Raw genomic sequence first — 13,765 nt, forward strand, 5'->3', positions numbered from 1 at the left:
TTTGTCCCTTTCACAAAACCATAAAAAAAACGTTTGCCTTTCATAAGGCAAACGTCTTCTTTTGTAAAAAATGTTTTATAATATCGTGTTCCACCCGAATGTATCGGGTTCATCTCCCGATTGAATGGCTTGTAGTTTCTTGAACAACTGGGTGGAAACAGGTCCTGCCTTTCCATCTTTACAGTACAAATATTCGGCGCCGGTATCGCGATCAACAATTTTTTTGATGGGTGAAATAACTGCAGCAGTACCGCATGCACCAACTTCCTCAAAATCCGACAGTTCTTCTACAGGTACCGGACGACGCTCTACTTTCAACCCAAAGCTTTCGGCAAGAACCATCAGGCTTTTATTGGTAATAGAGGGTAAAATAGAATCGGAGAGCGGAGTAACATAGGTTTTGTTTTTAATGCCGAAAAAATTGGCAGGACCGCACTCGTCAATATATATTTTTTCCTTTGCATCAAGATAAAGTACTGCCGAAAAGCCTTCATTATGTGCACGTTCGCCAGAGGCAAGGCTGGCAGCATAATTACCGCCTACTTTGTAATGTCCGGTACCCAGGGGGGCTGCCCTGTCGGCATCGCGGGCTATCTGAATGTTTACCGGGCTGAATCCTTCCTTAAAATAAGGCCCCACTGGCCCTACAAAAATTAAAAACATGTATTCGTCAGCTGGTTTTACACCAACACAGGCACCACTACCAAACAATAAAGGTCTGATATAAAGCGAGGCACCTGTTCCATAAGGTGGAATATACGTTTCATTAAGTTTTACTACAGTAAGTACAGCTTCTTTAAACAAGTCTCCGGGTACCACTGCCATCATCACTCCTTTTGCAGAGCTTTCCATACGTTTTGCATTTTCTTCGAGACGGAAAATCCTAACTTTACCATCTTTACCCCTAAAGGCTTTCATCCCTTCAAAAGCTTCCTGACCATAGTGTAACCCGGAGGCTGCCATATGTATATTAATGTATTCCGACGATGAAATTTCCAATCTGCCCCATTTCCCGTTACGGTAGTAGCAACGTACATTGTAATCGGTTTTAAAATAAGCAAAGGGCAACTTACTCCATTCTATATTATTATGTTCCATGATAAATTAAATAAAATTTGTAACTATATTACTGCTTGCGAAATTAGAAATAAAATTTGATTTTATCGTAATGCAAAAAAAATATTTTTATTCCCCTCTGAATGTATATTATTGTTTTTACGCAAATTATATTTATTCATTTTCCTATTTTCAACCGCTCTCCGGTAATAAAAAACTGGCAGACGCTCTGCAAATACCAAAAGATAGAAAAACTCTTAAAAAATTCTGATTAAAGGTTTTTTTTACGCCGAAAAATCCGAAATAAATAGTCGTATATTTGCTGTATTGTATAGGTAATGAATTATCAGATACTGTAATTTGTACGAATATGGAATTATACAAAAAAATAAAACACTATTTTCTTATTGAGTATGCGTCTCACTCCATTGAAATACAAAAACGCATAAAATTACTTATTTACTTTAACTTTATCGGGCTGCTTGTTTTATTTTTTCTATTATTAATTCGTTTATTTGGAGATAATAACATTTTTTTATTAACTGGAGATATTTTACTTTTTGTTGTAATCATTTCCTCTCTATATTTTATCAAAAAAAAGAAATTATATTATGCAACTACAGTAATAAGCATTTTACCTATTGCCATTCTTTTTTATTATGTTTTTGAAAGCCTTGCCTATAAATATACTATTCCTGTCGAAAGTATTTTCTCCTCATTAGCCCTTTTGGCATTAGGATTTTTATTTCTTTCTTTGTTTGCATTACGAAATTTACAATTGGTTATCTATACTGCGGTTTCTTTTGTTGTAATAAGTATCCATTATTATTTTAGTGTTCAATCATCTAATAGTAATTTTTTCAATACTGAAAACATAACTTATTATTTGATTTCTTTACTAGCATTAGCCGTTAGTTATATCCTTTCATATCTTATTATCAAATTGTTTAGGGAAATGGTGAATATAATAAAAAATTCGCTTCGTTTTAGCGAACAAAATTATTTTTCGCTGTTTACCAACATGATAGATGGTTTCTGTTATTTAAAAATCGAATCGGATAAAGACAACAAACCAACCGATGCGCTGTTTTTGGAAATAAACAACGCCTTTTCTACTCTTACCGGTCTTTCAAGAGAAAATATTTTAGGAAAACGTATCACTGACATTCCAATTTTTGCAAATTTTAATTTTGAGAAAATTTTAAAAATTATTCAAAATGTAACTTCACAAAATGAAGACTGGAGGAAAGAAAATTACGTTCCTGAATTGGATAACTGGTTCGATATATATATCTATAGTCCTCATCAACAATATTTTGTCATTATAATCCGAGATATTAACCAACGTAAACAAACCGAATATTTACTGCAACGCAGAGATAAAATCATGCAAAGCCTGGGAGTGATTGCAGGTCATCTTTTATCATCTTCCGATTTACATTTTGCTATCAATCACATTATCAAAAAAATAGGTGAAGCAACGCAGGTAAGCAGAACCTATATTTTTCAAAATCATTACGATGAAAATACTCGTCTGCTGACAAGTCAGAAATACGAATGGGTTGCCGAAGGCATTGAGCCACAGCTACAGAACTCAACTTTGCAAAATTTTTCCTATGAAGTGTTTGGTAAACATCTTTTCAAAACTCTGCTCAACAATCAGGTCTTTTCTGGATCGGTTGCCCAGATGCCTTCACCGGAAAAAGAAGTACTCATTGCGCAAAATATCCTCTCTATTGTAATTGTTCCAATTTACGTTGAAAATGCCTGGTGGGGATTCATGGGTTTCGATGATTGCCTCAAGGAAAGAGAATGGACATCGGCTGAAATAGACGCATTATTATTGGTTTCCAGCGCTATAGGAAGTTTGATCGAACGTAGAAAAATTGAAACCCAATTGCAACTGGCCAAAGAAAGAGCCGAAGAAAGCGACAAACTGAAAACGGCATTTTTAGCCAACCTTTCCCACGAAATCCGAACCCCAATGAACGCAATAATCGGGTTCTCCAATATGCTTATTGATGATTCTCTGAAAACAGACGACCGGCAGGAATACATTGCATTGATCAAATCAAGCGGAGCGAATCTGATGAACCTGATAAATGACATCATTGATATTGCAAAAATTGAATCCGGACAGTTGGTATTGGAAAACGTTACTTTTTCGTTGATTGAAGTTTTAAACGAAGTGTTGGTAAACTGCAACCGTGAAAAAATTGAAAAAAGAAAAAAATTACTCGAAATATCGCTTGTATTACCCGAAACAGAAATTCTCAGCCTGCATACCGATCCTGTCAGGCTAAAACAGGTGTATTCCAACCTGCTTAGCAATGCCCTGAAGTTCACTGAAACTGGGGGTATACGATTTGGTTATACAATTGAAAATAATGGAATTAAATTTTTTGTCAGTGATACGGGAATTGGCATTCCCAAGGAAAAAATTTCTCTGATTTTCGACAGGTTCAGCCAGGTAGATAGCTCTTATACAAGAGAGTATGGTGGAACTGGGCTTGGGCTTACCATCAGCCGTAAGTTAGTGGAAATGATGGAAGGCACAATTTCTGTCGAGTCTGAAGTTGGAGTCGGTTCAACCTTTTATTTTACACTCCCTCTGGATAAAGCTACACTGGCTAATGCAAAGGGCGATGGAATGAAATTACAATGGGCAAATAAAATTGTACTGATTGCCGAAGATGTAGATTCTAATTATTTGTTTTTAAACAAAGTATTGAAAAAAATGGGAATAAAAACCCTGTGGGCAAAAAATGGAAAAGAAGCCGTGGAAATTTTCACCGACAATCGTGATGTTGGGTCTATTGATCTGGTATTAATGGATATACAAATGCCAATTATGAATGGCTACGAAGCCACTCGTGCTATTAAAGCCATTAATCCTTCTATTCCTGTGATTGCCCAAACGGCATTTGCGCTTGAAAACGATAAAGAAAAAACCCTAGCTGCCGGATGCAATGATTACATTTCTAAACCCATTAAAAATGAAGAATTGATGGAAATTCTGCACAAATATTTAGATAAATAGTACTCTATGGCTTTTCCGGATTTGATTAACAGCATGGGAGTTTTTCTCATTTTACTTGCCTATTTCTTGCTCACTTTTAAATGGATACCATCAGGCTCTGCAATTTATTTGCTGATGAATCTTATCGGTTCTGCCTTGGCTTGCTATGGTTCATTTCTTATTCATTCAATCCCTTTTTTTATTCTCGAAGGTACTTGGGCGGCAGTATCGCTGGTAGGTTTCATAAAATTGCTGCGTACGTAGTTTCCTGCCGTCATTTTGGCAGTTTTCCACATATGGCATATCCTTTGTTACCTTTCTGCAAAACAAAAATTTGAAACTATGCAAAGAGGAACCATCAACGTAAAAACTGAAAACATTTTTCCCATCATTAAAAAATTTCTGTATTCCGACCACGAAATTTTTCTACGTGAGTTGATTTCAAACGCGGTAGATGCTACCCAAAAATTAAAAACCCTTGCTTCGATGGGCGAAATTAAAGGAGATCTGGGCGATTTGACAATCCAGGTATCTTCTGACAAAAAGAAAAAAACCATCACCGTAAGCGACCGTGGCATCGGAATGACTACAGAAGAAGTGGAACGTTATATCAATCAAATTGCATTCTCAAGTGCCGAAGAATTTGTTGAAAAATTCAAAAAAAATGATGCGGACAGCAATGGGCTGATTGGTCACTTTGGATTAGGCTTTTATTCCTGCTTCATGGTATCCAAAAAGGTGGAAATCATCACTAAATCGTATAAAGAAAATGCAACTTCTGTGAAATGGGCCTGCGATGGGAGTCCGGATTACACGTTGAATGAGCACAATAAAGAGACCCGTGGCACCGATATCATTCTTCATATTGCCGACGACAGCGAAGAATTTCTCGAAGAATATAAACTACTCGAATTACTAAAAAAATATTGCAAATTTCTGCCTGTTCCTATTCAGTTTGGTACCGAAAAAAGTTGGGAGAAAGTGGAAGGAGAAAAAGACAAAGATGGCAACGACAAGCAGATAGAAGTGGAACATCCACGCATGATCAACAATACCAATCCTGCATGGAAACGCAAACCCGCCGAGCTGAAGGACGAAGATTACAAAGCCTTTTACCACGAACTGTATCCCTATACCTTTGACGAGCCCTTGTTCAATATCCACCTGAATGTGGATTACCCGTTTAACCTCACCGGAATTCTTTATTTTCCAAAAGTCAAGAAAAATATTGACATTCAAAAAGATAAAATTCAACTTTATTGCAACCAGGTTTTTGTTACCGATTCGGTAGAAGGAATAGTTCCCGATTTTCTCACCCTGTTGCACGGGGTAATTGACTCTCCTGACATTCCGTTAAACGTATCGCGTAGTTACCTGCAAAGCGATGCCAATGTAAAAAAAATCTCCGGGCACATCACCAAAAAAGTTGCCGATAGACTGGAAGAAATTTTCAAAAACAACCGTGAAGAATTCGAGAAAAAATGGGACGACATCGGAATTTTTATCAAATACGGAATGATTTCGGATGAAAAATTTTACGAAAGAGCCGAAAAATTCTGTCTGCTGAAAAATACCGACAACAAATATTTTACTCTTGACGAATACAAAAAACACATAAAAGACAGCCAGACCGACAAGAACAAAACACTGGTTTATCTATACACCACCAATCCCGAAGAGCAATACAGCTACATCCAGGCTGCCAGAGATCGTGGCTATGATGTTCTATTGATGGACGGTATGCTTGATACACACTTTGTCAGTACATTAGAACGTAAACTCGACAAATCAGGTTTTACGAGGGTGGATGCCGACATCGTTGACAAACTTATCCAGAAAGAAGATGTACAGCCTGAAAAACTTAGTAAGGAAGAGCAGGAAAAACTTGTACCTTTGTTTGAAAAAGTAATGGACAAGGGAAGATTTACCATAGTGGTAGAAAATCTTAGTGAAACCGACCTTCCCGTACTCATTACGCAACCTGAATTTATTCGAAGAATGAAAGAAATGTCGGCAATGGGAGGCGGAATGTCATATATGGGCAATATGCCCGATCAGTACAATCTGATAGTAAATGCTAACCATGCGCTGGTAAATCAAGCTCTTAACGAAAATGATGAAACCAAACAAACAAGTCTTTTAAAACAACTTACTGACCTTGCATTATTATCGCAAAATATGTTGAAAGGAGAAGACCTCACAAACTTCATCAAGCGAAGCGTAGATATCATTAAATAATCAGCGATTTAAACTTAATTATATAGCAATCAAACAAATTTGAAACAATGAAATGTCCATAAGCTATGCCTATACCAACCGAGAATGATATTTTATGAATATTCCCCCGAGAAATCGGGGCAGGCTATTTGACCAATAAATTAAAAAATTAATAACAAATGAAAATTAACAAAACATTAATAACTGTCGGAGTAATTGTATTATTCCTTATTATTCTTATTTCCTGGATTGTTGGCAAATACAACACCCTTGTTACACGAGATGAAGGTGTAACCAATCAATGGAAACAGGTGGAAGTAGCTTACCAGGCACGTATGGATAAAACCAAAAACCTGCTTGAAATAGTAAAAGGAGCCGCCAACTTCGAAAAAAGCACTTTAACTGAAGTGATAGAAGCCCGTTCAAAGGCTACCAGTATTCAAATCAATGCCGAGAATCTTACCCCGGATAAAATTGCCGCCTTTGAAGCTGCACAGCAAAAATTCGGACAGTCGCTGGGAAGACTGATGGCTATTGCCGAAAATTACCCGCAACTACAATCTGTGGGAGCATTCCGCGACTTCCAGGCACAGTACGAAGGAATGGAAAACCGTATTGCTACCGAAAGAAGGAAATTTAACGACATGGTAAACGATTACAATAAATATGTAAGAAAATTTCCTAACTCAATTTTTGCAAATATGTTTGGTTTCCAGAAGAAGGATTACTTCAGTGCACAACAGGGTGCAGAAACTGCCCCGGATATTAAACTTAATTAGGCAATGAAATCCGCCATGGAATCGTTTTCCGCAACACAAAAAGAGCAAATAAAGCAAGCCATCGTGCAGGCAGAATTAGCTACCTCAGGAGAAATTCGGGTTCACATTGAAAATACCTGCTCGGATGTAATGAATCGTGCTGCTTTTATTTTCAAGCAACTGAACATGCACAAAACCGAATTGCGCAATGGTGTGCTTATTTATCTTGCCATTCGCAGTCATAAATTTGCCATCATTGGCGATGCAGGCATCAACGCCAAGGTTCCGGAAAATTTCTGGAATCAGACAAAAGAAGAAATGCTTTCTCATTTTGTAAAAGAAGAGTTCACCGAGGGACTTTGCCACGGCATTGCCCTTGCCGGGGAATCTTTAAAAAAATATTTTCCGCGTAGTAGCGAAGATAAAAACGAACTGAACGACGAAATTTCTTTTGACAACCATTAAGTACTGAATATCCAACAGAATAGACATGAAAAATAATATATTAACAATCAAATTTTTGTTTCAAAGGATGTTCAGCAAAAATTTCCGTTTGCAGGGAATTGCAAAAAGCTTTTTGCTGCTTGCGTTTTCCCTTTCCGGTTTTACACAAATTTACGCACAGGATATTCCTGAGAAGCCTAATCCACCCCGGTTGGTAAACGATTTTACCGGAACACTTTCCGCAGGTGAAATAAACCAATTAGAACAAAAATTGGTTTACTTCAATGACTCTACCTCCACCCAGATAGTGGTAGTTTTGGTCCCGAGTTTACAGGGTTATGAAAAATATGATTTTGCCCAGCGTCTTGGCGAAAAATGGGGTGTTGGCCAAAAGGGTAAAAACAACGGTATCATTGTGTTGGTTAAACCAAAAATTTCCTCCGAACGTGGGGAGGCCTTTATTTCACCCGGATACGGGCTGGAAGCCGTGGTTCCCGATGCTATTTGTAAACGGATAGTGGAAAACGAAATGATACCTTATTTTAACAAAGGAGATTATGCCGGGGGGATAAACAAGGCTGCCAATGTACTTATTTCGCTTACAAAAGGGGAATATACTGCCGATCAGTACAGCAAACGGGCAAAAAACAAAGGAAAACCTTATGGTTTTCTTGTTCCATTTATTGTGCTGGCTATTATTTTTATAATGGTTAAAAGTTCTGCACGACGTTCTTATTCAGTAGGTAAAAGCGTTCCATGGTGGATGACTTTGTTTTTAATTAGCAATATGGGACGAAGTGGCAACCACTGGAACGATTTTTCGTCAGGGGGAGGTAGCTTTGGAAGCTTTGGCGATGGAGGAGGAGGCTTTGGCGGTTTTGGCGGCGGAAGCTTTGGCGGCGGCGGCGCCGGCGGAAGCTGGTAAATAGCTGATAATTTCAAAAATACATTTTATTTTCAGAAAATTCTGATGATAGCTTCTTCGTTTATTAAAAAAAATTGTACGTTTGAAAAAAAAATTTTAAACGTATTTTAAAATGCAAGTACCTGATAAATTAAAATTTACAAAAGACCATGAATGGTTGCGCCTCGAAGGAGACGAAGCTTTTATTGGCGTTACCGATTTTGCACAAAGTGAACTTGGCGATATCGTTTTTATTGAAGTAGAAACCGTTGGCGAAACCCTCGACAAACACGAAACTTTCGGAACCATAGAAGCCGTAAAGACCGTTTCGGATATGTACATGCCCATTGCCGGTGAAATACTCGAATTCAATGCCGATCTGGAATCCACACCTGAACTGGTAAACCAGGATCCTTACGGAAAAGGCTGGATCATCAAAATCCGCCTCACCGAACAGGGGCAGATAGCTGATCTGCTCGATGCCGAAGCATATAAGGCACTCATTGGTGCGTAACTCTTTAACAACATAATCCAACAAGTTTCCCGGTTTGTTACGAACCGGGAAACTTGTTTTTTTTCTTTATGCACGCTAAACGTTACCGGATTTTCTTCTGCCTCTGGATTTTATTTATGTGGATGCTTACCGGTATTCCGGGTAACTTCGTACCCCAATTAACTTCCTTTCTTAATCTTTTTCAACCGGATAAAATAGTCCACCTCTTTCTGTTCGGCATTTTCTCTTGGCTGTTCCTGGTGGTGCTGAATACCGGCAAAAACCTTTCCTGCATTAAATACGCCTATTCTATTTCCATTTTTTCCGGTATCCTCTTCGGCGGACTGACGGAGATTGCACAGAAATATGTCTTTATCAACCGTAGTGGCAATGTCTGGGATTTTATTGCCGACACCGCAGGCGTTTTCCTGGGAGTAGTTTTTTATAATTTGTTTTATAAAAAAAAGGTAAAAGAATGGCGTAAAAACCTACTGAGTGAGTAATTTTCCTTCCGAATCAAAAAATAGCTCCAATTCGTTCCAGTCGTTATCGTAAACAAACAACTGGTATTGTGGTGCCTTATCCGGGTACAAAAACACATTGGCATTTCCTGTTTGCCAGTTGGCATACTGGCTCTTTTTAAGAGTAGCTTTTACTACGGGCGGAAGATCGTCCGGTTCTATGGTATATTCGCTCCGGAGCCATTTCCCATTTGAGGTAAACCAGGCAAAATAATATATTTCGTCCTGTACAAAAGATACTTTGTACAACTCATCGTTGCGAAACCATTCGGCATCCGTACCGCGATTGTATTTGGTTGCAAAGGCTTTGCTTACCTGCAATGGAATACTTTTCAGCCTGGTTTCCTGGCATTTTGCCTGAACGGCGGAATAAACCGTAATCCAGCAACACAAAAAAACAGTTACTATTGTTTTACTCAATAATACTACCTCCCGTCCTTCTTTTTCCATACTTCCTGATCGGTAAAATCTGAATCGAATTTAATCGTTTTTATTTTCCAAGAACCCATTTCCTTAGGAAAAATATTAACTCATACTTTACTATTTATCAGCTATATGAAGTTTTATTGACAGATATTTTTCACTATTTATTTTTATGAAAGTGATTAAACACCAATTCTGCCTTTGCTTTTCCCACCACTTTTTGCAATTCTATTAACGAAGTTTCCCGGATATTGTTTACCGATTTGAATGTAGTCAGCAATTTTTGGGCGATATTTTCACCTATTCCTTCCACCTGGGTAAGTTCTGTTTTAATAGTTCCCTTTTCCCTGCGTTTGCGATGATGGGTAATACCAAAGCGATGGGCTTCGTCGCGCATCTGTTGGATAACCTTCAGCGTTTCTGATTTTTTATCAAGATACATGGGTAGAGAATCTTCCGGGTAGTAAATTTCTTCCAGTTTTTTGGCAATGCCGATGATGCCTATTTTCCCTCTCAGGTCAAGCTTTTCGAGACTTTTCACTGCCGAACTGAGTTGCCCCTTACCGCCATCCACCACAATAAGTTGCGGAAGTGGCTTTTTTTCTTCAAGCAATCGTTTGTACCTGCGGTAAATCACCTCTTCCATCGAAGCAAAATCGTTGGGACCTTCCACGGTTTTGATGTTGAAATGCCGGTATTCATTTTTATCCGGTTTTGCATTCATAAAGCAAACCATAGCAGCTACCGGATAATCTCCCTGAATATTAGAATTATCGAAACATTCGATGTGGGCAGGCGGTTGCGAAAGCCGCAAGTCCTTCATCATCTGCTGCAGGATGCGTTTGCTATGCCTTTCAGGGTCAACCAAATCTTTACGTTTCTGTTTTTCAAGAATATAATATTTTGTATTCCGCTCCGAGAGTTCGAGCAACTGTTTTTTATCTCCTATTTTAGGGATGATGATTTTCGCTCCGGGAAAATCTATTTTGGGATCAAAGGGAACGATAATTTCTTTAGCATCGCTGCCAAAACGCTGACGGAATTCGGCAATAGCTATGGAAAGCAATTCTTCAGGCGTTTCATCCAGCTTTTTCCGCATTTCGATGGTGTGCGACTGGATGATGGCTCCGTTTACCACCTTCAGATAGTTGGCAAAAGCTGCATTTTCCTCGCTAACAATGGAAAAAACATCCACATTGTCAATGCTAACATTCACTACGGTGGACTTGCTCTGGTAACGTTCCAGCAACTTCATTTTTTCCTTGATAAGCTGGGCTTTTTCAAACTCAAGCACTTCGGCATGGGCTTTCATCTGTTTGATAAGCTGCTGACGAACCGTACTCAGATTTCCACGGATAATTTCCCGAACCAGATTGATGGTTTCGGCATAATCTTTTTCCGTTTGTAGCCCTTCGCAGGGACCTTTGCAGTTGCCAATATGATATTCAAGGCATACTTTAAATTTCTTGCTCCGGATATTTTCAGCGGTAAGTCGGAGGCTGCAGTTACGAAACTGGTACAAATGCCTTACCAGATCGAGCACAGTACGCATGGTTCGCACCGAAGCGTAAGGACCAAAATATTCCGAGCCGTCTTTTACCGGGCTGCGGGTAGAAAAAATTCGCGGGAAAGGCTCCTTTTTGATGCAAATCCAGGGATAGGTTTTATCGTCCTTCAGCATCACGTTGTAGCGCGGACGATACTCTTTAATCAGCGTATTTTCAAGCAAAAGCGCATCGTGTTCGGTATTTACTACGATGTATTGAATATCTGCAATTTTGGAAACCAGAGTCCTGACTTTCCCACTAAGGGAAGCATCCTTGTTGAAGTAAGACGAAACCCTCTTTTTTAGATTTTTGGCTTTGCCTACGTAAATGATTTTCCCGTCTTTATCAAAATACTGATACACTCCGGGTTTCCCCGGCAGGATTTTTACAATTTGTGCAATATGTTCAGAATAATTGCTCACCAATATTTTTAACTATTGAATTCTTTATTTCTGAACCACCTTTAAAACCCAGACATGCTTTCCTGCTTTTTCCAACTTTTCAGGAATAGTCAGTTGAATACCTTGAGGTAATATTTTGTATTTCAAATTTGTGTTGCTTCCCAACATTTTCACTGAACATTTTTTACCTAAAGAAAGATTTTTAAGCGTTACCGGTTCTTTTGGAAAACTGAAGAAGAAAATATACGTTGTGCTACCGTCCTTGCTTTGGGTGAAACGGATATTGTCGCCTACGCCAAAGACTTTGTACATACGGGTTTTGTAAATGGCTTCTCCGTTTATTTTCATCCAGTTGCCGATTTCTTTTAAGCGGTCATAAGCCACCGGGTCAAGCTCGCCGTCGGGGCCGGGACCGATATTCAGTAAAAAGTTTCCGCCCTTGCTTACGATGTCCACCAGCTTTTTGATCAGTTCATCTGCCGGCTTGTAAACATCGTTTGGTACATAGCTCCAACTGGTTGCCATCGTCATGCAGGTTTCCCAGGGATAAGGCAGTCCATTTCCGGGTATTTCCTGTTCGGGAGTCAGATAGTTTTGATACATCCCCGGTACAGCACGGTCAACAACAATTAATCCGGGTTGTTTTTCACGGGCTTTTTTAACGATTCCGGCAATGTCAACATCCTGGCTTTGCGGATTGCGGAACCAGCGGCTGTTTTCGCAGGTATCAGTCAGTTCTTTTATCAGAACGTCTCTTGTTTTCTTCTGCACCCAGCCACCATCCAGCCAGAGGATGTCCACCTTGCCATAATCACTCATGAGTTCATCAATCTGGTTATGGGTATAATCCACAAACTTTTGCCAGCGGTCGGGATGTTTGGTAATGGAATAGTTGCAGTTCCGGTCCACGGCAGGGAAATATTTCCACCAATAATAATCGCTGTGCCAATCGGGTTTGGAAAAATAAGCGCCTATCCAGAAGTTTTCTTTCCGGAAGGCAGAAAAGACTTCCTTCACCACGTTGCTACGTGGATTTACCGAAAAAGGCGTTTTGGTGTCGGTGATTTTATAATCGGTGTATTTGGAATCGAACATGCAAAAGCCGTCGTGATGTTTAGTAGTAAAAACCAGGTATTTCATTCCTGCTTCTTTGGCAGCAATGGCCCATTTTTCGGGATTAAATTTTACCGGGTTAAAAGTGGTTTGCAGTTGTTCGTACTTTTTCACATAATCGTTGTAATTGACCGAAAATTCTTTTTTCCGACCGCCGGCAGCCCAGCTTACATCTTCGGGGCAAATGCTCCAGCTTTCCACTATTCCCCATTGGCTATACGTTCCCCAGTGCATCAGCAAACCAAATTTCAGATCCTGCCAATCTTCAAGACGTTGCTGAATTGCCGGATCGGGCACATATTCCTGGTGCTGGGCATAGGTTTTAAAACTTAAAGTGAACAACAAAATTCCAATTAGCGAAAACTTCCACATACGATTATAATTTAAAACGTTATTTGATTTCTATTCTTTCCCGCAAACGGATATCCTTGCTGGAGCTTCCGATCATGATCCGGAAAAAGCCCGGCTCGGTTACTATTTTCAGGTTTTCATCCAGCAGCGTAAACATCTCCGGAGTCAAAGAAAAGGAAATTTCTTTTTCCTCGCCTGCTTTCAGAAACACTCTTTGAAAAGCTTTTAGTTCTTTTACCGGTCGAACCACCGAAGCCAGTTCGTCGTAAAGATAAAGTTGCGCTATTTCTGATCCGTCGAACTTTCCGGTATTTTTAATTTTAAATGAAATGCTGGCAGATTCTGTGGCACTGATTTGTTTTTTGCTGAGAACGGCATTGGAATATTCAAAATCCGTATAGCTAAGTCCATATCCGAAGGGGAACAGCGGCTGGCCGCTGCCGTCGGAATAATCGTCGCCCCGGCCGGTGGGCTTATGATTGTAAATCAGCGGAAGCTGGCCTTCGGTGCGGGGAAAG

Annotated in this window: 13 protein-coding genes; 8 read left to right on the forward strand and 5 right to left on the reverse strand. The window is 39.4% G+C overall.

The features are described 5' to 3' along the window. Positions 1 to 75: 75 nt before the first annotated feature. Entirely contained in the window at positions 76 to 1,098 is a 1,023-nt protein-coding gene (locus M0R21_11910) for a branched-chain amino acid aminotransferase (protein MCK9618525.1), read from the reverse strand. Positions 1,099 to 1,426: 328 nt separating this feature from the next. On the opposite strand from M0R21_11910, the gene M0R21_11915 reads away from it, so the two are divergent. From M0R21_11915 to M0R21_11950, 8 genes are all read left to right on the forward strand, one after another. After that, positions 1,427 to 4,096: an ATP-binding protein gene (locus tag M0R21_11915; protein MCK9618526.1), complete on the forward strand. Its 2,670-nt coding sequence runs from the start codon at positions 1,427 to 1,429 to the stop codon at positions 4,094 to 4,096. A gap of 6 nt (positions 4,097 to 4,102) precedes the next feature. Next, positions 4,103 to 4,339 carry a hypothetical protein gene (locus M0R21_11920; protein MCK9618527.1) on the forward strand — a complete coding sequence of 79 codons (237 nt, stop codon included), beginning with the start codon at positions 4,103 to 4,105 and terminating at the stop codon, positions 4,337 to 4,339. A 78-nt stretch (positions 4,340 to 4,417) separates the two neighbouring features. Beyond that, positions 4,418 to 6,313 carry a molecular chaperone HtpG gene (gene htpG, locus M0R21_11925; GenBank protein MCK9618528.1) on the forward strand — a complete coding sequence of 632 codons (1,896 nt, stop codon included), beginning with the start codon at positions 4,418 to 4,420 and terminating at the stop codon, positions 6,311 to 6,313. Between the two features lie 158 nt (positions 6,314 to 6,471). Beyond that, complete coding sequence (locus tag M0R21_11930; protein MCK9618529.1) at positions 6,472 to 7,071, forward strand: LemA family protein; 600 nt, start codon at positions 6,472 to 6,474, stop codon at positions 7,069 to 7,071. A 3-nt stretch (positions 7,072 to 7,074) separates the two neighbouring features. Continuing rightward, entirely contained in the window at positions 7,075 to 7,515 is a 441-nt protein-coding gene (locus tag M0R21_11935) for a TPM domain-containing protein (protein ID MCK9618530.1), read from the forward strand. A gap of 25 nt (positions 7,516 to 7,540) precedes the next feature. Continuing rightward, positions 7,541 to 8,419 carry a TPM domain-containing protein gene (locus M0R21_11940; GenBank protein MCK9618531.1) on the forward strand — a complete coding sequence of 293 codons (879 nt, stop codon included), beginning with the start codon at positions 7,541 to 7,543 and terminating at the stop codon, positions 8,417 to 8,419. 112 nt (positions 8,420 to 8,531) lie between these two features. After that, complete coding sequence (gene gcvH, locus M0R21_11945) at positions 8,532 to 8,912, forward strand: glycine cleavage system protein GcvH (GenBank protein ID MCK9618532.1); 381 nt, start codon at positions 8,532 to 8,534, stop codon at positions 8,910 to 8,912. Between the two features lie 68 nt (positions 8,913 to 8,980). Continuing rightward, positions 8,981 to 9,394: a VanZ family protein gene (locus M0R21_11950; protein MCK9618533.1), complete on the forward strand. Its 414-nt coding sequence runs from the start codon at positions 8,981 to 8,983 to the stop codon at positions 9,392 to 9,394. Here the strand turns inward: M0R21_11950 and M0R21_11955 are convergent. The 4 genes from M0R21_11955 to M0R21_11970 all read right to left on the reverse strand — a co-directional run. After that, positions 9,380 to 9,862 (reverse strand): PepSY-like domain-containing protein, encoded by a 483-nt coding sequence (locus M0R21_11955; protein ID MCK9618534.1) that lies wholly within the window; start codon positions 9,860 to 9,862, stop codon positions 9,380 to 9,382. The two genes, M0R21_11950 and M0R21_11955, sit on opposite strands and share 15 nt — an antisense overlap. A gap of 133 nt (positions 9,863 to 9,995) precedes the next feature. Further along, on the reverse strand, positions 9,996 to 11,804 hold the full coding sequence (gene uvrC, locus M0R21_11960; protein ID MCK9618535.1) for an excinuclease ABC subunit UvrC: 1,809 nt from the start codon (positions 11,802 to 11,804) through the stop codon (positions 9,996 to 9,998). Between the two features lie 24 nt (positions 11,805 to 11,828). After that, the gene (locus tag M0R21_11965; protein MCK9618536.1) at positions 11,829 to 13,268 is read right to left on the reverse strand and encodes an alpha-L-fucosidase; all 1,440 of its coding nucleotides are present in this window, start codon (positions 13,266 to 13,268) and stop codon (positions 11,829 to 11,831) included. Between the two features lie 19 nt (positions 13,269 to 13,287). After that, positions 13,288 to 13,765: fibronectin type III-like domain-contianing protein (locus M0R21_11970; GenBank protein MCK9618537.1), on the reverse strand; the 478-nt coding region annotated here is incomplete at its 5' end.

Source organism: Lentimicrobiaceae bacterium (genome assembly GCA_023227965.1).
Classification (GTDB): Bacteria; Bacteroidota; Bacteroidia; order Bacteroidales; family JALOCA01; genus JALOCA01.